Genomic DNA, 20,860 nt, shown 5'->3' with positions numbered 1-20,860 from the left:
GCGCCGCAACAGCGCCGTAACCTGCCGGGATGGAGACTATCGGCCCGGTGGGCCGACGCAATGCCACGGGGCCGCTGCGCCGGCTGGTCTGGCTTCAGGAGGTGCCGCGACCGACGCCCCGGCGTCGTTTTTGGGCGTACGCGCTTCCGCTCGGACTTCTGGCGCTGATCGGCCTGGGTTTCGCCGCCGCGGAGTACCTGGAGGACAACCGGGAACTGCCCGGCGTGGTGATCGGCATCATGGCGGTCGGCTCGGTGCTCCCGGTGGTGGTCACCGTGCGCCTGCCGATCTGGGCCTGGCGGCTCGCGTACCCGATGATGTTCCTCGGCGTGATCAACGCCGATCCGAAGGAATCCTGGCCGTGGAACGTCGTGCAGATCCTCGGCTTCCTGCTCGTCCTGGGCCGCCTCGCGGTCACCCAGAGTTCCGCGCTGACCGCCTGGGCGACCGCCCTGAGCCTGGTCCCGGTGTTCCTGTTCGCGAAGGACGCCAACGCCTGGGGTGCCGCCGTCCTGCTGGTGGCGATCGCCGCGCTGGGCGACATCCTCTACCGGCGGCGCCGCACCACGCAGCTGCTCGCCGAGAAGGAGGAGCTCACCGAGCTGGAGCGGGCGAAGCGGGCGGTGCTGGAGGAGCGCACCCGGATCGCCCGGGAGATGCACGACGTGGTCGCCCACCACATGTCGATGATCGCGGTCCGCGCCGAGACCGCCCCCTACCGCCTGCCCGACCTGCCGGACGACGCCAAACAGGAACTGGTGGGCATCGCGGTGGCCGCCCGCGAGGCGCTGACCGACATGCGCCGCCTGCTGGGCGTGCTGCGCGCCGAGCAGGCCGAGCCATCGAAGGAACCCCAGCCCACCCTGGCCGACATCGCGAAGTTGGTGACCACGGCCCGCGCCGCCGGCGTGGAGGTGGCCCTGCGGACCTCCGCACCTACGCCCTCCTCCCCGGCTGACATTTCGGAAATGTCGGTTGGGATCGGCGGAGCGGTCGGGCTGGCTGCTTACCGGATCGTGCAGGAAGCGCTGGCCAACGCCGCGCGGCACGCGCCCGGCGAGCCGGCGACGGTCGAGATCCGCGGCCTTCCCGACCGGCTGGAGTTGACCGTCCGCAACTCCCTCCGCCGCCCGGGCGACCGCCGGTCGTCCGCCGACCTGCCGCTCGCCGCTCTGCCGCCCGCCGGCGGTGGCCACGGCATCCTGGGGATGCGCGAGCGTGCGACGCTGCTCGACGGGACGCTGACCGCCGAGCCGGTCGGCTCCGAGTTCGTGGTGCACGCCGCCCTTCCCCTCTCCCCCCTCGCCCAGGAGCACGCATGATCAAGGTGCTGATCGCGGACGACCAGGCGATGGTCCGGCAGGGGTTCGGTGCCCTGCTCGGCGCCCAGCCGGACATCGTCGTCGTCGGCGACGCGGCCGACGGCGCGGCGGCCGTCAGCCAGGCCCGCGACCTCGCGCCCGACGTCGTGCTGATGGACATCCGGATGCCGGTGATGGACGGGCTCGAGGCGACCCGGCGGATCGGCGACGGGCCCAAGGTGCTCATCCTGACCACGTTCGACCTGGACGACTACGTCTATGAGGCGCTGCGCGCCGGGGCCAGCGGGTTCCTGCTCAAGGACGCCCCGGCCGCCGATCTGATCAACGCGGTGCGGGTGGTGGCGGCGGGCGAGGCCCTGCTCGCGCCGTCGGTGACCCGGCGGCTGATCGCCGAGTTCGCGACCCGACCGCAGCAGAACCGGCCCCGGCCGACCGCCCTGAACGCACTCACTCCGCGGGAGACCGACGTGCTGCGGCTGATCGCGCGCGGCCGGTCCAATTCCGAGATCGCCGACGACCTGGTGGTGGCCGAGCAGACGGTGAAGTCTCACATCGGACGGATCCTGGCCAAACTCCACCTGCGCGACCGCGCCCAGGCGGTGGTCTTCGCCTACGAGACCGGCCTCGTAGTACCTGGGTAGCACGCTCGAATGTGGACCGCGGGGTGACGACCGCGGGGGTTTCCCGGCCGGAATCTGCGGCCTATGCGAATCCTCCCGAGCGCCCTCGCCCTGGCCCTTCTCCTGCTCCCGCTGGCGGTCACCCCGGCCACCGCCGCCGCCCCGGCTGTCCGGCCCGCCCCGCGTTCGCAGGCGCCGGCGACCACCCGGGCCACCTTCGCCGAGGCCTACCGCGAGGCGGCCACTCAGATGCTGGCCACCGGCTGCCCCTACGCGACCTGGGCCGCGGCGGGCCGACACTTTCTGTTCTTCGACCCGGCGGGCGACGGAAAGACCGCCGAGGTGTTCGGCGACCTGGCCACCGCGTCGCGGATCGCGATCCTGGTGCCCGGCGTCGACACCACCCTGGCCGACTTCGACCGCGGCCTCGGCGGCGTGGCCCGGCGCGCACCCGGCGTCCAGGGCCGCACCCTCTACCAGCAGCTCAGCAAGCGTGATCGGGACGTCGCGGTGATCAGCTGGCTCGGCTACGACCCGCCCGAGGGCATCGGCGTGGCCGCCGCCACGTACGGCCGGGCCCGCACCGGCGCTTCCGCCCTCACGGCTTTCGTCCGAAATCTCCGGCGGCAGCGCCCCACGGCGACCGTCACGCTCATCGGGCACAGCTACGGCGCGCTCGTAGTCGGGCTGGCCGCGCCGGACCTGCCCGAGGTGAGCGATCTGATCGCGCTCGGCTCCCCCGGCATGGGCGCCGGCCGGGCCGCCGATCTCGGCGGGGCGCACGTCTGGTCGGCGCTCGCCCCACATGACTGGATCCGCCGGATTCCGCAGATCCGACTCTTCGGGCTCGGACTCGGCAAGCGCCCCTCGTCGGCCGGCTTCGGTGCATCGTCCCTGCCCACGGACGGTGTCGACGGCCACGACTACTACCTCGTCGAGGGCAGTGCCACCCTGCGCGCGGTCACCGACGTAGTCCTGTCGGGTGGTCCTCGCCACGAGGAGCCGGGTCACGTTTCTTAAGTTGCGCTTAAGGGGTATTGTCTCCGACGGCCCCGATGCCCGACGACTTCACAGGAGGTGATCGCTGTGCGAGATAGCGATCCTCCTAGTCGTGGCCGGGCCGGTCGTCAGCCCGTCTGCTGACATCGATCCCGCCCCGCATTCCCGGTTCACACCGCTGTCAAGAGCGGTGCGACCGTCCCTGTCGTGTGCGCCGCGACGCTGGGATGCGTGGGTGCCGGCCGCGACGTGACCTGCGCGCTTCCATCGCCAGTCACCGAGCGGGAGACGTCTGCCATGAAGAACTTCATCGCACCCCTCAGCTTCACCCTCGCCGCCGCCTGGGTCGTCGTGCTGTTCATGCTCGTGCACAACAACCCCTAGGCCCTCGGCCTTACGGCAGCCGCGAGGTCCACACCAGACTCATCGCGGCCGCCACCAGCCCGAAGAGCAACGCCGCACCCGCGTACCACTGGGTCACCTCGCGTGCCTCGACCTTGTGGCCGATCGAGCTGCCCATGTCCTCGTACACCTTCTTGAGCTCGCTCACCGAGGCGGCCTCGTAGAAGTAGCCCTTGGTCTGGTCGGCCAGCTGCTGCAGCGACTGCCGGTCGACCGGCACCCGCTGCAGGTTGCCGCGGATGTCGACGACACCGGTGTCGGTGCCGAAGGCGATCGTCGACACCGGCACGTTGGCCTGCGACGCCGCCGTGGCCGCGTCCTCGATCGAGCGGCCCGACGTGCGGTAACCGTCGGACAGCAGCACGATCCGGGCCGGCGGGGCTCCGTCCGCACCGTCGGCCGGCACGGTGCGGATCGCGTCGAGCGAGGTGAACACGGCCTCACCGGTCGCGGTCGCCTCGGCCAGCGCCAGCCCGTCGATGCCCGAGATCACCGCGGACCGGTCCTTGGTCGGCGAGACCAGCACGTTCGCCGCCTTCGCGAACGACACGAGACCCAGGTTGTAGGTCGCCGGCAGCTCGTTCACGAACGCCTTGGCCGCCTCCTGCGCCGCCTCGATCCGGTTCGGCGCCACGTCGTCGGCCTCCATCGACAGCGACACGTCGATCGCCAGCATGACGGTGGCCCGCTCGAGCGGTTCCTGCTTGTCGATCGACGGCCGCGCCAGGGCGGAACCGAGGATGAACAGGCTCAGCAGGAACGCCGTCGCCGACACGTGCCGCCGCCAGCCCAGGCCCTTCGGGGCGAGGGTGCGCAGCAGGTCGACGTTGGTGAAGCGCATGGCGTAGGTGCGGCGCCGGAACTGCCGCCACACGTACGCGCCGGCCAGGGCGAGAACGGGCAGCAGCACCAGCAGCCACCACGGTTCCAGGAAACGGATCATCGGGTGGTCCCCCGGGTGCGTGCGTGTCGCTGGGCGGCCACGAAACGGACCATGTCCAGCAGCCAGTCGGTGTCGGTGCGCAAGCGCAGGTGGGCGGCGCCGGCCGCGCGCAGGGCACGGGCGATGGCACCGCGCTGCTCGGCCGCCGCCTCGGCGTAACGGCGTCGCAGTTTGGCGTCGGAGGTCTGCACCTCGTGCATCTCGCCGGTCTCCGGGTCGGCGAGGGCGAGCACGCCCACGTCGGGCAGCTCCAGCTCGCGCGGGTCGACCACCTCGATGGCCAGCACGTCGTGCCGCACGGCGAGCATGCGCACCGGGCGCGCCCAGCCGTCGACCGGCGCCATGAAGTCGGAGATGACCACGGCGACCCCGCGCCGGCGTGGTGGCCGGTTCAGCATGTCGACCAGCTCGCCCAGGTCGGTGCGGCCGGGCCGGATCTGGGTGCGGGCGATCGACCGCAGCAGGCCCTGCGCCTCCTTGCGGCCGGGCCGGGCCGGGAGCCGCACCATCGGCGCGGCGGCCGGCTCGGTGTTCTTCTTCCGGCCCTTGCCGAGCGAACCGGAGCCGGTGCCGACGACCGCGCCGATGCGGTTGCCGCCCCGGACGGTCAGGTGGGCCATCGCGGTGGCCGCCGCGACCACCAGGTCACGCTTGAGCCACTGCGCGGTGCCGAAGTCGAGGCTGGCCGACAGGTCGACCGCCAGCCACGTCTCCAACTCGCGGTCGGCGACCGTACGGCGCACGTGCGGCTGGGTGGTGCGGGCCGTCACCGGCCAGTCCATCCGGCGCACGTCGTCGCCCGGAAGGTATTCCCGGCTCTCGCCGGCCTCGCTGCCCGGGCCGGGGAGCAGACCGGCGTAATCGCCCTGGAGCAGGCCGTCCAGCTTGCGGGTGACGAGCAGCTGCAAGCGGCCCAGCACCGCCTCGGCCCGGGCCGCCCCCTCCAGCGCGGGTGCGTCGATGCCCGGCCCTAATGCTGAGCCGGCCATCCGCCACCTGCCTGGGGACCGGCGCTCACCGGGGCCGCCGCGGGCGGGCCACCGTTGGGCGAGGTGCCCTGCCGGGACGCCACCGACGGCATCGGGACGCTCTGCATGATCCGGGCCACGATGTGGTCGGCCGGGATGTCGTCGGCCAGGGCGTCGTAGCTGAGCACGAGCCGGTGGCGCAGGATGTCGGGCGCGATGTCCTGCAGGTCCTGCGGCAGGGCGTAGTCGCGGCCGCGCAGCAGGGCCAGGGCCCGGGTGGCCCGGACGATGCCGAGCGACGCGCGAGGGCTCGCGCCGTACTGGATGAGCGAGGCCACGTCGGGCATGCCGTGCTGGGCCGGGGCGCGGGTGGCCAGGACCAGCCGGACCGTGTAGTCGACCAGCGCGTTGTGCACGAACACCTGGTCGGCGCGGCGCTGCAGGCCGAGGAGGTCCTCCGGCGTGAAGATCGCCTTGGGCTCGGGCGGGCTGACCCCCATGCGGTAGACGATCTCGCGTTCCTCGGCGTCGGTCGGGTAGCCGACCAGGATCTTCATCAGGAAGCGGTCGCGCTGGGCCTCGGGCAGCGGGTAGACACCCTCCTGCTCGATCGGGTTCTGGGTGGCCATCACCAGGAACGGGTCGGGCACCCGGTGGGTCTGCCCGCCGATCGACACCTGGTGCTCGGCCATCACCTCGAGCAGCGCCGACTGCACCTTGGCCGGGGCGCGGTTGATCTCGTCGGCGAGCAGGAAGTTGACGAACACCGGGCCGAGCTCGACGTCGAATTTCTCACTGCTCTGCCGGTAGATCCGGGTGCCGACGATGTCGGCCGGAACCAGGTCGGGGGTGAACTGCACCCGGGAGAACGTGCCGCCGACGACCTTGGCAAGGGTCTCGACGGCCAGGGTCTTCGCCACGCCAGGAACGCCCTCGAGCAGGCAGTGCCCGCGCGCCAGCAGCGCCACGAACATGCGCTCGACCATTCTGTCCTGGCCGACGATCACCCGCTTGACCTCGAACATGGCGCGTTCCAGTTGGGTCGCGTCCTGTGCCGGGGGCACGGGCACGCCATTGGAGCTCGTCTCGGTCTCGGGCATGAGTGGCTGGGCCACCGGTCCTCCACAGCAGTCGCGGCTTGAAGCTGCTATCTAACCCTGCCGGCGCCAAGCCGACGAACAAGACTTACACGACCTGGCTGAAAGTGCGCTCGGTGTAGGCGTATTACGCGCTGTGGCCGGTCACCCGCCATGGCCCAGTCGTGTCGATCTTTCTCGCGATTAGCCGGAACGGGCACCGGAGCCGGGAGGATGCGCTTCTCCCGGAACCGTGTAACATTCGATCCGTCGCCGGGCGACTTCCCCCGTGGTCGCCCGGCGGCGCAAAAGCCTAGAGGTCTCTTGTCCGCAAAACCGCGGACCGGAGGCCTTTCGCATTTCTGCTCCGAGGCCGAGCCCCGGACGCCTCACGTTGCGAAGGGCCTACGCTTTCAGCGTGGCCGACGACGATCTCGCCCCTCAGTGCTCCGCCAAGGGGTGCCGAGCTGGGGCGGTGTGGGCTTTGCGCTGGAACAATCCGAAGTTGCACACGCCGGATTACCGCAAGGTCTGGCTCGCCTGTGATGACCACCGTGATTCCCTCAGCACCTTCCTCGACCTCCGCGGATTCCTGCGCGAAGTGACGGCCTTCGGTGCGATCTCCTAGGCTTCAGGTGTGACCGAGCCGCTTGCGCCCGACGCACTCACCCCATGGCCCGACACCGTCCAGTGGCGTCCGGTGTCCCCCAAGCTGATCACAGTGGAGTTGATCGCCCGCGCCATCTGGGTCGTCGTGCTGCTCACCGGCCTCGGCGTCGGCTGGTTCTTCGCCCCGCACTGGACGTGGGGCGCCGGCATGGCGGCGGTCGTCGGCTACGCGATCTGGCGGTCCATCGTCACCGTCCGGGCCGTCCGCGCCTGGGGCTATGCCGAGCGCGACCAGGACTTGCTCGTCCGGCACGGCCTGCTGATCCGGCGGCTGTCCATCGTCCCGTACGCCCGCATGCAGTTCGTGGACGTCACGGCCGGCCCGCTCGAACGCGCGTTCGGCCTGGCCACCGTCCAGCTGCACACCGCGTCCGCGGCCAGCGACGCCAAGGTGCCCGGTCTGCCGCCGGCCGAGGCGTCCCGGCTGCGCGACCGGCTCACCGCCCTCGGCGAGGACCGGGCCGAGGGACTGTGACCACCACTCCTCAGGAGCCGGTGACCGCCGAAGCAGAGCCACGGCGGCGACTCCACCCGCTCAGCCCGATCCTGCACGGCGCGAAGAGCATCGCGGTGGTGGTGGCCGCCCTGTCGTGGCAAACCCTCTCCCAGGTCGGTCTGGAGCGGTTCGCGATAGTCGTCCTGGTGCTCGCCCTCGGCGTCGTGATCTTCTCGCTGGTCGGCTGGCTGACCACCGGCTACCACGTGGTGGGCCGGGAGCTGCGCATCTCCGACGGTCTCATCTGGCGGCGCAACCGGGCCATCCCGCTCGAACGCCTCCAGGCCGTCGAACTCCGCCGCCCGCTGCTCGCCCAGCTCACCGGCCTCGCCGAGCTGCGCCTCGAGGTGGTCGGCGGCGGCAAGACCGAGGCGCCCCTGGCCTACCTGACGGTCCGGGACGCGGCCGCTCTGCGGGAACGGCTTCTCGCGCTCGCCGGGCGTACCCAAGCGGGGGAAGCGCAGGCCGGCGCCGGAGCGCAGGCCGCGGCAACCGGCGCGCCCACCCTCGAACATCCGCTGCTCCGGGTGGAGAACCGTGACCTGGTGATCAGCCAGCTGCTCACCCCGCAGGCGATCTTCCTGCCCCTCGGCATCGCGTTCGTGGTCATGCAGTTCGTGCTCGAGGCGCAGTGGACGTTCATCGGCATCGCCAGCACGGTGACCGCGATGGCCGGTGTGTTGCTGCAACCGGTCCGGCGGGTGCTGCAGGACTGGGATTTCCGGCTCGCCCGCGACCCCGGCGGCCGGCTCGTGGTGCGCTACGGGCTGCTGGAGACGCGCAGCCAGGTCGTGCCGCTCAACCGGGTCCAGTCGATCGGGGCCACCTGGCCGCTGCTGTGGCGCGGGCACAAGTGGCTGCACCTGCGGCTGGACATCGCCGGGTACGCGGGTGAGCCCGGCGGCGACAACAAGCGGTCCGATCGGCTGCTGCCGGTCGGCGATTTCGCCACCGCCCGGGCCCTGGTGTGGGACGTGCTGCCCGGCGTGGACCTGGCGACGCTGGCCACCTCACCGCCGCCGGCCCGGGCCCGCTGGCTGCACCCGTTCGCACTGCGCTACCTGGGCGCCGGCCTCACCCCCGAGGTCTTCGTGTCCCGGTGGGGGTTGCTCACCCGCGAGCTGAGCCTGGTGCCCTACGCCCGCCTGCAGAGCGTGCGGGTCGTGCAGGGCCCGCTGCAGCGCCGGCTGGGACTGGCCACGGTGTACGCGGACACCGCGGGCGGCCGGGCCGGGCAGGCCCGCGACCGGGACCTGGCCGAGGCGTGGGCGCTCGCCGAGCAACTCGCGGTCCGGGCCCGGCTCGCCCGCGCCTAAGCTCATGGCCATGGAGCTTCCGGAGTTCGCGCCCGGTACCAACGCCCGGGTGGAGTTGACCGTCACCGACGCCGACACGGCCCAGTCGCTCGGCTCGGGCGACGTGCCGGTGCTGGGCACGCCCCGGGTCCTCGCGCTCGCCGAGGCCGCCACGGTCGCCGCCACCGCCCGGCAGATGCCCGGCGGCATCACCACGGTCGGCACCCGGGCCGAGGTCGTGCACAGCGCGCCCACCCTGGTCGGCCGCACGGTCACCGCCCTGGCCACGCTCGCCAAAGTGGACGGGCGCAAGCTCCTCTTCGAGGTGGTGGTGCGCGACGGCGAGACGCTGGTCGCCGAGGTGCGGGTGGAGCGGGTGATCCTCGACCGGCAGCGCTTCATCGAGAAAGCCCTAGACCAGGGCTCCCCATCGGGCGATTAGCTCGTCGTTGGTGGGCATCGCGGTCGCGCCGCCCTGCCGCTCGCAGACCAGGCCGGCCACCGCGAGCGCGAACCGAACATTGCGCTGCCAGCCCTCCAGCCCGGCCGGGAAACCGTCGGCCAGCAGCCGGCGGATCAGGGCGCCCATCACCGAGTCGCCGGCCCCGGTCGCGTCCACGGCGTCCACCTTCGGCGCTGTGAGCATCGCGGTGCCGTCCTCGGCGGCCACCAAGGCGCCTTTGGAGCCCCAGGTGACCACGACGGCCTTGGCGCCCAGCTTGCGGATGTGCTCGGCTGCGGCGGCCGGCTCGGCGCCGTCGTAGAGCACGGCCGCGTCGGCGGAGCTCAGCTTCACCAGGTCGGCGGTCGCGAAGAACTCCTCGACGAGGTTCTTCGTGGTCTCGACGGCGGCCGCGTCGGGCAGCAGGGTGGGCCGGATGTTCGGGTCGAACACGCGCAGCGGGCCGGGGACGGCCCACGCGGCGCGGGCGGCGGAGACGAACGGCTCGCGCAGCAGGCAGATCGAGCCGGCGTAGACGACGTCGGCCGCGGCGATCTCGGCAGTGTCCAGGTCGGCCGGTTCGAGCAGGGTGTAGGACGGCGGCTCGCCGTAGAACGTGAAGGTCGGCTCGGCACCCTCGAACGTCGTCACGGCGAGGGTCGTGGGCGCCTGAACCCGCTTCACACCGCCGATGTGCACCCCGGCCGTGCGCAGGAAGGCGGCCAGCCGATCGCCGAGAACGTCGTTGCTGAGCGACCCGACATAGCGCACGTCGCCGCCGAGCCGGGTGGCCCCCACCGACACGTTGAGCGGCGCGCCGCCGATGGCCTGCCGGTAGATCAGCTCACCCTCGTGGTCGGCCTCCAGCAGATCGACCAGCGCCTCGCCCAGCACCACCGCGTACCCCATGCCGATCCCTTTCGCCGTGCCGAATCTCAGCCTAACCCCCGCCCGTTAGGTCCACTTTTGGCAGAATTTCACCATGCTGACCCACGCGCTGGCCCTCATTCTTCCCGTCACGATCATGTCCCCGGTGCCGCCGTCGGCCGGGACCTTCCAGCCCTTCCGCCCGGGCGCGACCGCGATCACCTACGACACCGCGGTGGTTCCGGCGGGCGCGACCGCCAAGGTCACCATCACCGAGACCGGGTACGGCACGGAGGTCCGCCTCGCCGTCACCGGCCTGCTCGCCGGCCACCCGTACGGCGCCCACCTGCACACCAACCCGTGCACGGCGGTGCCCGAGGAGGCCGGCCCGCACTACCAGAACCACCCCGACCCGGTCACCCCGTCGACCAACCCGGTGTACGCCAACCCGCGCAACGAGATCTGGCTCGACTTCACGGCCGACGCGACCGGCACCGCGACGTCGGCGGCGACCCACGGCTGGAATTTCCGCCCGGCCGCACCGCCGCGCTCCCTGGTCCTGCACGCCGAGCACACCCACACCGCGCCGGGCGAGGCAGGCAAGGCCGGAGCCCGGCTCGCCTGCCTCACGCTGTAGTCACTCCGGCAGGCGCGGCCCGGCCTCCCGCTGCGACGCCATCCACTGCTCGACCTCGCCCGACGACCGGGGCAGCCCGGCCGACAGGTTGCGGCAGCCGTCCGCGGTCACCACGACGTCGTCCTCGATCCGGACGCCCACGCCGCGCAGCTCGGCCGGCACCAACTCGTCCTCGGGCTGGAAGTACAGCCCCGGCTCGACGGTGAGCACGAAGCCCTCGGCCAGGGCGCCGTCCCGGTAGTTCTGGTTGCGGGCGTTCGAGCAGTCGTGCACGTCGATGCCGAGCATGTGGCCGAAACCGTGCAGGGTCCACCGGCGGTAGATCGTGCTCTTCTCGTCCATCGCCTCGTCCACGCTCACCGGGAGCAGATCGAGGTCGTGCAGGCCCTCGGCGAGCACCCGCATGCAGGTCCGGTGCACGTCCTTGAACTGCACGCCGGGCCGGATCGCGTCCATCCCAGCCTGCTGGGACGCGTGCACGATGTCGTAGACCTGACGCTGCAGCGGCGTGAAGGTGCCACTCACCGGCACCGTGCGGGTGACGTCGGCGGTGTAGAAGTTGTTGCCCTCGACGCCCATGTCCATGAGCAGCAGCTCGCCCGGCGTGGTGACACCGGTGTTGCGCACCCAGTGCAGGATCGTCGCGTGCGCGCCGGCGCCGACGATCGAGCCGTAGCCCACGTCGTTGCCGTCGTGCCGGGCACGCAGCCCGAACACCCCCTCGAGCAGCCGCTCGGAGACGCTGCGGTCGGCCGGCAGGACCCGGGCGACATCTTCGAAACCGCGCACGGTCGCGTCGATGGCGGCCTGCAGCTGGGCGATCTCCCACTCGTCCTTGACCAGCTTCAGCTCGGACAGCGTCCAGGCGAGCTCGCGGTCGCGCGGTTTGTCCTTGTCGGGCTCATAGGCCAGCACGGCCCGGTCGACATTGGCGTCGAACCCGCGCAGCACCCGGGTGCGCCCCGGCGCCGTGCCGGCCAGCATCGACCCGAGCTGCCCGAGCGGCGCGGTGCCCAGTCCCAGCTCGGTCGATTTCTCGGCGAGCGTGTGGGTGCGCCCGATCCACAGCTCGCCGTTGCGGCTGCGGAAGAACGCGTCGGTCTCCTTGGAGTTGCGCTGATGCGTGAAGAGCACCGCGTCATGCCCCGACCCGGTCGGCAGCAACACCAGAACGCTGTCCGGATCACGATCGCCGGTCAGGTAGAAGAAGTCACTACCGGGACGAAAGGGGTAATCCGTGTCATTGGCGCGAACCTTCTCATTGCCGCTGGGGATGATCAGCGTCTCCCCCGGGAACGCCGACGACAGCGCGGCCCGCCGCTTCTCATAGTTGGGCGCCTCGGCCCGAGGCGAGACGCTCAGCTCCTCATCCCGCCACCCACTGCGCATGAACTGCAGAAACGCCTCCGGAAAATCCGGGTCATGCGATTCGGTCTTGGGCGCTGCCGCGCTCTTCTCGGCCATCGTGCCTCCCGCTCCTCGGTCCGCCCACGACGTTACCGCCTGCCCCCGACAGGACGCAGACCCCCCAAGATCAAACCCATCCAGCCGTACGCACCACAGCCCCCCAACCGCACCACCCCGACCCGAAGACACCAGCGCGACGAAGGCGACCATCCGGGCCGCAGCGCGCCTTTCGCGCAGGGCGGCACGCTCCGCTCAAGGCGACGAACTTCGCCAGGGCGACGGGCTTCGCGAAAGGCGACGCCGCCCTTGAAGCGGCACCCCCGAGAGGCGACGCCTTCCGAGAGGGGACGCCCTCCACTGAGGTGGCGGGCCTTCCGGAGGAAGCGGCGCGCCCCTCCGCGTGCGGGACGGGCTCAGGGCGCCGGCGCGTAGTCCGAGACGGAGAAGCACTCGGCGGCCGACGGGTCGTCCTCGACGTTGATGATGACCTTGACCGGGCGGCCGTCCGCCGCGTAGCTGGTGGTCACCTGGGCGCCGTCGTCGGCCGCGGTCTGCGCCATCGCGCGCAACTCGGCCAGCGTGGGCACGTCGATCTCCTCGCCGTCCTGCCCGGCCGCCGGGCCGAGATCCACGTCGGCGCTCGGGGAGGCCTGCACCGTGGCGCCGATCCGGGCCGCCGACTCCACCGCCCCGGACCGGACGCTCACCCGGTACCGGCCGAGCGGGGACGCGTCGTCGCAGCCGCGGGTCATCGTGAAGCCGTAGGCCACCGGCTCGGTGAACGGCGGCGCCGACTCGGCCACCACCGCCGCCGGGGCCGAGGCGGAAGCGCTGCTCCAGGTCGGGCTCGCCGTATGCGAGGTGCACCCACCGAGCACCGCCACCAGGGCGATCCCGCCGCCCAGGGCCAAACCGAGCCGCACCACTGCCTCCACCGCACGCCAACGCGAAAAAGTTCCGCGTGCGGCGCAATGTAGCGCAGCCGCGCCGCAACCTCCCAGGCTGGTCGCCCGAATAATCCCTTTAGCCAGGTATGGTGCGGGCGTGAACACATGCAGCCGACGGACCTTCGTCCTCGGCGGCCTCGGCGCGATCACCGGGCGCGGCGCCACGCCGTACCCCTTCTCTCTCGGCATCGCCTCCGGCGACCCGGCGCCGGACAGCGTGGTCCTCTGGACCCGCCTGGCCCCCTCCCCGCTGGCCGCCGACGGGCACGGCGGCATGCCGGCCGCCGATGTGGCCGTCGAGTGGCAGGTGTCCACCACCGCGTCGTTCGGCAAGCTCGTGGCCTCCGGCACGGCAACCGCCCGGCACCGCGACGCGCACACCGTCCACGTGGTAGCCGGCGGCCTGGCCCCCGACACCGAGTACCACTACCGCTTCCGCGCCCAGGGACACCTCTCCCTCGCGGGCCGGACCCGCACCACACCCCCACCGCACACCGCCGGCCGCGACCTGGTGATGCTCTTCGCCTCGTGCGCGAACTTCGAGGCCGGCTACTTCACGGCGTACCGGCGGATGGCCGAGGAACGACCCGACCTGATCCTGCACCTGGGCGACTACATCTACGAGGGCGCCGGCAAGCCCGACCACACCCGCAAGCACCTGGGCCCCGAGATCGTCACCCTGGCCGGCTACCGGCGCCGGTACGGGCAGTACAAGACCGACCCCGACCTGCAGGCCGCGCACGCGAGCGCACCCTGGCTGGTCGTGCCGGACGACCACGACGTCGAGGACGACTTCGCCGGCCGGACCCGCCTGGACAACATCCCGGCCCTGTCCGCCACCGGTTGGCGGGCCAGGTGGACCGCCGCCTACCGTGCCTACTACGAGCACCTGCCGCTACGCCCGAGCGCCGCCCCGACCGGCAACGGCATGCGGCTCTATCGCCGGCTCCACTGGGGCCGGCTGGCCACCTTCCACCTGCTGGACACCCGCCAGTTCCGAGCCGCCCAGGCCTGCGGCGGCGGCTGGAAGACGTGCGCCGAAGCGAACCGCCCCGACCGCAGCCTGCTGGGCGCCGCCCAGGAGCGTTGGCTCCTCGACGGCCTGGCACAGCATCACGGCACCTGGGACCTGATCGGCCAGCAGGTGTTCTTCGCCCGCCAGTTGACCGCCCGGGGCACCGCCAACATGGACGCCTGGGACGGCTACCGAACATCCCGCGATCGCCTCCAACAGGGCTGGCAGGACCGGTCGGTGCGAAACCCGGTGGTCCTGACCGGCGACATCCACACCGCGTGGGCCAACGACCTGAAGTCGGACTACGCCAACCCCGCCGCCCCGACGATCGGCACCGAACTGGTCTGCACGTCGATCACCTCACGCGGCGACGGCTCCCCAGCCACCACGATCCCCATCAAGGCGGCGAACCCCCACCTGCGCTTCTACTCGGACCGCCGCGGCTACGTTCGCACCACCATCACGCCGACCCAGCTCAGGGCCGACTTCCGCGGCATCGACGCGGTCAGCCACCCAGGCGCCGCCGTCCGCACCGTCGGTTCTTTCGCCATCCTCGACGGCCGGCCCGGAGTCCACCCGCTCTAGGCGTTTCGTCGCGAACTTGTTGATTTTCTGTAGCCACCGAGCTGGAGATCCACAAGATCCACGACTCAGTGCGAGAGGCGCAGGGACGGGCTCTCGTGCTGGCGCCCATTCCACCGGCCTCTCGCCGTAGCCGCCGCTTATCCCCTCGCACCGCTCGGCACAGCGGCAACCAGGGCGACCGCCGACGCGTGGCCTCCATCGCCAACGCGACCGCACGGCCTGCCATTGCCACCGCGCAGCCGTCATCACCGCGGCGGCGCTGCCCCCGACCATCACGCGCCACCTGCTACCGCTGCCGCCACCTGCTACCGCTGCCGCCACCCGCCACCGCTATCGCGTGGCCGCCAACACCACGGCGGTGCTGCCCCGCCCACCGCCGCGCGGCGCCGAACGGCCGCGCATGAGCCGGGCGGGCCCGCCCGGCTGGGGTGGACGGAGGGTTAGTCCCGCGCTGCGAGACCGAGTGCCACGGAACTCGTTCTACGGCGTACCGAAAAGGGAGCGCAGGCGAAATCTCTAGAGGTCGGCGACGAAGACCGCTACCGAGCGGGCGGGGACGGTCAGGACGCCGGCGGCGGCTGCGGCGGTTCGTAGCGCCGGGTCGGCGGAGGCTGCCTGGTCGGGGTGGGGTTTCAGGTCGAAGCGGGACAGGGCCGGGACGTGCTGGGTGGTGGGGTGCTCGGTGGCGTTGAAGACCGTTACCAGCTGCCGCCAGCGCGGGTCCAGGCCGGTGCCGTCGAGGCACATCACGATCACGCCGGGGGTCTCGTCGGGGCCGCTCAGTGGGAACGTCAGGCGGCGTTGCACCTCCTCGGCGGTGGGCAGGCCGAAGACCGGTGAGGAGCGGCGGATGCGGAGCAGCTCGCGGTAGCGCTCGGCGGTCATCGCGATCAGCTCGGGCGGCGGGACCAGCGACTCGTCGGCCAGCAGCGGGCGGGCGAAGTGCCACTTGTCCTCGTTGTCGCGGGCCGGCGGGAGGCCCAGGCCGAAACCGTTGCCCTGTTTCGGGTTCCAGCGGATCTGGTTGAACCAGTCGCCCGAGTCGAACGAGTTGCGGTCGAGCGATTTGGACCGCAACCGCTCGCTGCCCAGTGCCATGAAGCCGATGCCCTGGCCGAGGACCACGATCGACAGGGCGAGGATCTGCAGGCGGGCGCGGTCGATCGGGGCGGTGTCGCGGGGCAGCTTGAAGGCCAGGGCGTCGTAGAGGATCTCGTTGTCGTGCGCGTCGACGTAGTTGATCGTCTCGGCCGGCGTGAGGGCGTAGCCGCTGGGTGAGCCGTTGTAGTCGATCTGGGCGCCGCTCTGCTCGGCCCCGGAGTGGGTGACGAAACGGTAGGTGGACAGGGCGCCGGCCAGGCCGACCTTGATCTTGTCGTGCAGCCAGAGCGGGGTGTTCGAGCCGAGGCCGCTGGCGAAGCCCTGCTCGGTGGGGTCGCCGAAGGAGCCGCCGCCGCGGACCGCGTCGCGCAGCCGGTCGTTGAACGTCCCGATCCCGGTGCCGGCCATGTTGACCTGGGTGGCCTGGGCGAACCGGGCGTCGTAGGCGACCTCGCCGAAGTTCCAGCCCTCGCCGTACAGATAGATGTCCTTGCCCTCGGGCAGGTGGTCGAGGGCGACCCGCACCTCGAGGATGTTGGCCCGCGGATGGTGGCCCATCAGGTCGAAGCGGAAGCCGTCGATCTTGTACTCCCGGGCCCAGGTGACGATCGAGTCGACCACGAGCCGACCCATCATCATGTGCTCGGTCGCGGTGTTGGGGCAGCAGGTGGATTCGGCCGTGCTGCCGTCGGACAGCTGCCGGTAGTAGTAGCCGGGCACGACCCGGTCGAGGACGCTGAGCCGGTGCAGCCCGTCCTCCATGGTGTGGTTGTAGACCACGTCCATGATCACGCGCAGCCCGGCGTCGTTGAGCGCGGCCACCATCTTGCGGAACTCGATGATGCGGGCCGGGCCGGACGGGTCGGTGCTGAAGCTGCCCTCGGGTGCGGTGTAGTGCCACGGGTCGTAACCCCAGTTGAAGCCGTCCCGCTCGGCGACGGCCATCACGGCCCGCTGCTGCTCCTCCGAGTCGGGCGGGAACGACGCCAGGTCGCAGGCGGGCAGCTGCTGGTCGGCACGGCGGTCGGGCACGGTGGCGAAGTCGAACGCGGGCAGCAGATGCAGGTGGGTGAGGCCGGCGTCGGCGAGCGAGCGCAGGTGCCGCATGCAGGCCGCGTCGGAGCGGGTGAACGCGGCGTAGGTGCCGCGCTCGAGGGCCGGCAGCGAGTGGTCGAAGATCGAGAACTCGCGGATGGAGACCTCGGCGATCTGCATCCGGGCGGGCGCGACCAGCGGCGGCTTGGCCAGGGTGTCCCAGCCGGGCGGGGCCAGCTCGGGGTCGGCCAGGTCGACGAGCAGGCTGTGGGTGGAGTCGGCGGCCAGGCCGAGCGAGTAGGGGTCGGTGACGCTGGTGGTGACGATGCGCTGGGCGGCCGGGTGCCACACCTCGACCCGGTAGCGGTAGTAGCGGCCGAGCCACTTGCGCTTGCCGGCGATCGTCCAGACGCCGGTGACCGCGTCCCGGTCCATCGGCAACACCTTGGGCTCCTCGCCGGGGGCCCGGAACAACTCCAGCTCGACCGTGCGCGCGGTGGGCGCCCACACCGACAGCTGCGGCCGGTCGTCGGCCATCACCGTGCCGAGTTCGGCGTCGGCGGCATCGGCGTAAAGATCATCAAGAACACCCGGCAGCTGTACGCCGGTGACCGCGCTGACCCGGCCCTCCGCGTCCCGCCCGGCGACCAGCACCTGGCCACGCAGCAGATAGCCCAGGGCGGCGTCGCCGAGCTCGCGCACCGAGAACGCGCGATAGGCCCGCAGGTGCGGGAAGCGCCGGCTCTGCGCCTGGAACAGCCCGCCGGGCCGTGGGGTGAGCGGCAGCGTGGTGAACTCGCCGATCAGCTCGTCACCGGCCCGCCGGACCGTGCCGTTGACCGAGGCGACCAGGGTGAACGTGCCGGCCCGCTCGGCGAAGCTCTCGGGCAGCGCGATCGTGGTGCGGTCGAGGAAGACGGCCAACTGGCGGGCCGGGTCGAGCTCGGGGCCGAGCGTGCCGAGGTCGGGCCGGACCGGTGCGACGGTGCCGGCGAGCAGCCACACCTCGCGCGCGATGGTGAGATCGAGCCGCTGGTCGTCGGCGACGTCCTTGGTGTCGCCGCGGTGCAGCACGAAGCGCAGGCCGGCCGCGTCGGGCCGGACCGGGACGCGGAACACGGCCCCGAACGCGTCGTAGGTGGCCGGGTGGATCGGCTGATCCCAGACCGGTCTCTTCGGGGTGCCCTCCCAGGCGTGCAGACCCCACCCGGCGTAGTCGCCACCCGGCCGGCGGTAGTGGATCACCACGTCGTCGTGCTCGGCCGCCGGCATCGGCGTCGGCGGCTCGAGGTAGACGCCCGGGTCGCCGGGTCGCAGCCAGATCTCCGGCGTGATCGAGGGGTCGATGTGGCGGTCCTCGTCGACGTCCTTGACGCCGGCGTGGTCGACCAGCACGAAGCCGACGTCGCGGGCACCCTCGGCCAGCCGCACCCAGGCGAACCGGCCGTAGGCGTCCTCACCGGCGAACGGCGCACCGCCGGGGTAACTCGTGTCCTGCCCGGGCGCGAGATCGCCCCACGCGTGCAGCCACCACGCGCCGTACTCCCCGTCGGGGCGGGTGTAGTGCACGACCAGCCACTGCGAGCGGCCGCGGGTGGCAGTGGGCGCGGTGGGTGCGATCTCGATCGTCGTCACCGGGCCATCCTCGCACCGGGGTACGACGATTTCAGTGCGTCGAGATCACAGTGGTAATACGAGGTCCGGTTGCGTCCATTCGCATCAGATAGTGGAATTGTCCGCCCGAGAGCCCGTTGCCGGAGCTGTCCAGATATTCCCATTCGACGGCGACCAGCATCAGCGCCGACGACAGCTGCTGCACATCGAGCAGCTGTGCATGGGCGGCCACGACCTGCTGCTCACGGTAGGTGGGTGCGGCGCCCAGGAAGGACAGGGCGACCGCGGCCGGAGAGGTGAACGTGAAACTGTACGAGTCGGCGACTACCATCCCGGGCAGCGCGTAGCAGCCGGCCACCGCCGCGACATCGCCGGTGGTCAGCGCGGCACCGTAGTGATCGAAGAAGTCCGTCAACTCGGCAAGATCGATCGGGGTCTTCACGGGTCGCCGTGTGCCCGATCCGACACGGGGGTAAACACGAAGTGCGCGGAGCGGCTAACGTGTCGAACCTGACCGGCCACGGAAAGGCCCGCGAATCGGCATGAAGGTGCTTTTCCTCATCAATGATGCCTTCGGCATCGGCGGAACCATCAAGACGACGTTCAATCTGGGCGCCGCGCTTGCGGCGCGCGGGCACGAGGTCGAGGTCCTGAGCACCGTACGCCACCGCGACGTGCCGAAACTCCCGGTCGACCCGGCGATCCGCCTGATGTCGCTGGTGGAGAGCCGCACGGGCCACCCCGACTACGAGGCGGACGCACCCGGCCGCGGCGTGGAACCCCGGGTCTACCCGATGTCGGACTTCCGTGCTCGCGACTACGACCGGCACGTCGAGCAGCGCTACCGCGCCTACCTGCGCGGCTCGGACGCCGACGTGATCATCGCGACCAGGCCCGGCCTGATCGCGTACACGGCCGCCTTCGCACCCCGGCACATCGTGCGGATCGGGCAGGAACACCTGGTCCGTGGCCAACACCGCAAGGCGCTCCGCGAGCTCATGCCGCGCTATCTGCGAAAACTGGACGCCTTCGTCACGGTGTCCCAGCACGACGCCGACGACTACCGCGCTCACCTGCGCTTACGCCGTACCCGTCTGCTGTTCATCCCGAACGGCGTGCCCGCACCCACCGTGCCGCCCTCGCACGGGCGAGCGAAGCTCGTCGTGGCGGCCGGCCGCCTGATCGCGAGCAAGCGGTACGACGTGCTGATCCGCGCGTTCGCCAAGGTCGCGGCCGAGCGGCCGGACTGGCAACTGCGGATCTACGGCGACGGCAAGGAGACGCCGGCGTTGCGGGCCCTCGTGCTCGAGCTCGGCCTGCACAACCACGTGCGGATGATGGGGCAATATTCGCCGATCGAGCCGGAGTGGGCGAAAGGTTCGATCGCCGCGGTCTCGGCCGACCGGGAACCGTTCGGCATGACGCTGGTCGAGGCCATGCGGTGCGGGGTGCCGGTGGTGAGCACGGACGCGCCGCACGGGCCCGGCGAGATCCTGCGGCACGGCGAGGACGGCCTGCTCACACCGGTCGGCGACCCGGACGCGATGGGCGACGCCCTGCTCCGGCTGATCAACGACGACGAGTTGCGCCGGTCGATGTCGGCGGCGGCGCTGGTCAACTCCGCCCGCTACGATCCGGCCCCGATCGCCGAGCAGTACGAACGCCTGTTCACCGAGATCTCCGCCAAGAAGCGGAAGCCCTGGCGCCGCCGTCCGCCAGTGGAAGCGCTCGGCCCCGCGCCCACCGATACCCAGCCCACGCTCGACTGGGACGGCCTCGCTCCGTTGCCCGACGGCGTCACGGTGAGCAAGTCGGGCCGGCTCGAGAAGGACGGCGTGCCGGTGATCGCCGGCCTGCGGGACACCCGGCACCTCCTCGACGGCCCGGTCGGCCAGCGGATCCAGCTCCCCTACCGCACCCAGGACGGCTGGATGGCCGTCCGCATCTGGGACCAGCCGGTGTACGCCGAGGTCGGCGACATCAGCACCGACACGGACGGCATTCATCTGACCGGCCGTCTCCACGGCGCGATGTTTGACGACCCCCGTCTCGAGGCACAGGACGGGAAGGACATCCGAAAGCTCACGGTGACGACCGACGGTCTCGATTTCCGGGCCTCGATCGCCTCGCTGCCCATCGGCATCTGGACCCTGCGGCTGCGCCATGCCGCCACCGCGGAGCCCGTGACCCTGGGAAGATTCCGGGACGACATCGTCGACAAGCGGACCGCTTTCGTCCTGCCGGCCACCACCGTGCGTGGCGCAAAACTCCAACCGGGCTACACGGAAAGTAACGATTTCACGATCCGGGTGACCGCCTGACCCCGCCTTGCGCGGGCTTACAAGACGGACGTACGGTTTACGGGAAACGTGAACCGAGAGTTAGGTTTGCCTAACTCCCGGGGCGCCGGTACCGGTGCG

General features: G+C 71.5%; 19 protein-coding genes. 11 read left to right on the top strand and 8 right to left on the bottom strand.

Annotated elements, in window-relative coordinates:
* The first annotated feature begins 29 nt into the window (after window positions 1–29).
* The 4 genes from Ato02nite_RS43525 (at window position 30) to Ato02nite_RS43510 (ending at window position 3,325) form a co-directional block, all read left to right on the top strand.
* Entirely contained in the window at window positions 30–1,322 is a 1,293-nt protein-coding gene (locus tag Ato02nite_RS43525) for a sensor histidine kinase (RefSeq protein ID WP_213012585.1), read from the top strand.
* Window positions 1,319–1,963: a response regulator gene (locus Ato02nite_RS43520; RefSeq protein WP_213012584.1), complete on the top strand. Its 645-nt coding sequence runs from the start codon at window positions 1,319–1,321 to the stop codon at window positions 1,961–1,963. The genes Ato02nite_RS43525 and Ato02nite_RS43520 overlap by 4 nt, the downstream gene beginning before the upstream one ends.
* A 63-nt stretch (window positions 1,964–2,026) precedes the next feature.
* Window positions 2,027–2,962 carry an alpha/beta hydrolase gene (locus Ato02nite_RS43515; RefSeq protein ID WP_213012583.1) on the top strand — a complete coding sequence of 312 codons (936 nt, stop codon included), beginning with the start codon at window positions 2,027–2,029 and terminating at the stop codon, window positions 2,960–2,962.
* A 186-nt stretch (window positions 2,963–3,148) separates the two neighbouring features.
* A complete protein-coding gene (locus Ato02nite_RS43510) occupies window positions 3,149–3,325 on the top strand; it encodes a hypothetical protein (RefSeq protein WP_213012582.1) in 177 nt (58 codons plus the stop codon).
* Window positions 3,326–3,335: 10 nt separating this feature from the next.
* Here Ato02nite_RS43510 and Ato02nite_RS43505 read toward each other — a convergent pair whose 3' ends face one another.
* From Ato02nite_RS43505 to Ato02nite_RS43495, 3 genes are read right to left on the bottom strand one after another with little or no spacing between them, the layout of a single operon-like run.
* Window positions 3,336–4,286, bottom strand: coding sequence for a VWA domain-containing protein (locus Ato02nite_RS43505; RefSeq protein ID WP_213012581.1), 951 nt, complete (start codon window positions 4,284–4,286; stop codon window positions 3,336–3,338).
* Window positions 4,283–5,275: a DUF58 domain-containing protein gene (locus Ato02nite_RS43500; RefSeq protein WP_213012580.1), complete on the bottom strand. Its 993-nt coding sequence runs from the start codon at window positions 5,273–5,275 to the stop codon at window positions 4,283–4,285. Before Ato02nite_RS43500 ends, Ato02nite_RS43505 begins: the two co-directional genes overlap by 4 nt.
* The gene (locus Ato02nite_RS43495) at window positions 5,257–6,369 is read right to left on the bottom strand and encodes an AAA family ATPase (RefSeq protein WP_213012579.1); all 1,113 of its coding nucleotides are present in this window, start codon (window positions 6,367–6,369) and stop codon (window positions 5,257–5,259) included. Before Ato02nite_RS43495 ends, Ato02nite_RS43500 begins: the two co-directional genes overlap by 19 nt.
* A 379-nt stretch (window positions 6,370–6,748) precedes the next feature.
* Between Ato02nite_RS43495 and Ato02nite_RS43490 the strand changes: the two genes are divergently transcribed.
* Genes Ato02nite_RS43490 through Ato02nite_RS43475 form a run of 4 tightly spaced genes read left to right on the top strand, consistent with a single transcriptional unit; the run spans window position 6,749 to window position 9,232 of the window.
* Window positions 6,749–6,958: a hypothetical protein gene (locus Ato02nite_RS43490; RefSeq protein WP_213012578.1), complete on the top strand. Its 210-nt coding sequence runs from the start codon at window positions 6,749–6,751 to the stop codon at window positions 6,956–6,958.
* Window positions 6,959–6,967: 9 nt separating this feature from the next.
* Entirely contained in the window at window positions 6,968–7,474 is a 507-nt protein-coding gene (locus tag Ato02nite_RS43485; protein WP_213012577.1) for a PH domain-containing protein, read from the top strand.
* Complete coding sequence (locus tag Ato02nite_RS43480; protein ID WP_213012576.1) at window positions 7,471–8,811, top strand: PH domain-containing protein; 1,341 nt, start codon at window positions 7,471–7,473, stop codon at window positions 8,809–8,811. The genes Ato02nite_RS43485 and Ato02nite_RS43480 overlap by 4 nt, the downstream gene beginning before the upstream one ends.
* Window positions 8,812–8,815: 4 nt before the next feature.
* Complete coding sequence (locus Ato02nite_RS43475; RefSeq protein WP_213012575.1) at window positions 8,816–9,232, top strand: thioesterase family protein; 417 nt, start codon at window positions 8,816–8,818, stop codon at window positions 9,230–9,232.
* Here the strand turns inward: Ato02nite_RS43475 and Ato02nite_RS43470 are convergent.
* Complete coding sequence (locus tag Ato02nite_RS43470) at window positions 9,203–10,141, bottom strand: carbohydrate kinase family protein (protein ID WP_213012574.1); 939 nt, start codon at window positions 10,139–10,141, stop codon at window positions 9,203–9,205. The two genes, Ato02nite_RS43475 and Ato02nite_RS43470, sit on opposite strands and share 30 nt — an antisense overlap.
* 73 nt (window positions 10,142–10,214) lie before the next feature.
* Between Ato02nite_RS43470 and Ato02nite_RS43465 the strand changes: the two genes are divergently transcribed.
* Entirely contained in the window at window positions 10,215–10,736 is a 522-nt protein-coding gene (locus Ato02nite_RS43465) for a superoxide dismutase family protein (RefSeq protein WP_213012573.1), read from the top strand.
* Here the strand turns inward: Ato02nite_RS43465 and Ato02nite_RS43460 are convergent, their stop codons facing one another.
* The gene (locus tag Ato02nite_RS43460) at window positions 10,737–12,200 is read right to left on the bottom strand and encodes an aminopeptidase P family protein (protein WP_213012572.1); all 1,464 of its coding nucleotides are present in this window, start codon (window positions 12,198–12,200) and stop codon (window positions 10,737–10,739) included. It lies immediately after the preceding gene.
* A 356-nt stretch (window positions 12,201–12,556) separates the two neighbouring features.
* Complete coding sequence (locus Ato02nite_RS43455; RefSeq protein ID WP_246608080.1) at window positions 12,557–13,066, bottom strand: hypothetical protein; 510 nt, start codon at window positions 13,064–13,066, stop codon at window positions 12,557–12,559.
* Between the two features lie 121 nt (window positions 13,067–13,187).
* Here Ato02nite_RS43455 and Ato02nite_RS43450 point away from each other — a divergent pair, with 121 nt between their 5' ends.
* Window positions 13,188–14,690, top strand: a complete 1,503-nt coding sequence (locus Ato02nite_RS43450) for an alkaline phosphatase D family protein (protein ID WP_213012571.1) — start codon at window positions 13,188–13,190, stop codon at window positions 14,688–14,690.
* Between the two features lie 516 nt (window positions 14,691–15,206).
* On the opposite strand, the gene pulA is transcribed toward Ato02nite_RS43450, so the two are convergent.
* Both pulA and Ato02nite_RS43440 read right to left on the bottom strand, forming a co-directional pair.
* Window positions 15,207–18,461, bottom strand: coding sequence for a pullulanase-type alpha-1,6-glucosidase (pulA, locus tag Ato02nite_RS43445; protein ID WP_213012570.1), 3,255 nt, complete (start codon window positions 18,459–18,461; stop codon window positions 15,207–15,209).
* Between the two features lie 31 nt (window positions 18,462–18,492).
* Window positions 18,493–18,882: a DUF6841 family protein gene (locus Ato02nite_RS43440; protein ID WP_213012569.1), complete on the bottom strand. Its 390-nt coding sequence runs from the start codon at window positions 18,880–18,882 to the stop codon at window positions 18,493–18,495.
* Between the two features lie 100 nt (window positions 18,883–18,982).
* Here Ato02nite_RS43440 and Ato02nite_RS43435 point away from each other — a divergent pair, with 100 nt between their 5' ends.
* A complete protein-coding gene (locus Ato02nite_RS43435; RefSeq protein ID WP_213012568.1) occupies window positions 18,983–20,761 on the top strand; it encodes a glycosyltransferase family 4 protein in 1,779 nt (592 codons plus the stop codon).
* Window positions 20,762–20,860: the final 99 nt, after the last annotated feature.

This window comes from Paractinoplanes toevensis, assembly GCF_018332695.1.
Classification (GTDB): Bacteria; Actinomycetota; Actinomycetes; order Mycobacteriales; family Micromonosporaceae; genus Actinoplanes; species Actinoplanes toevensis.
This window is presented reverse-complemented; position numbering and strand designations above follow the sequence as displayed.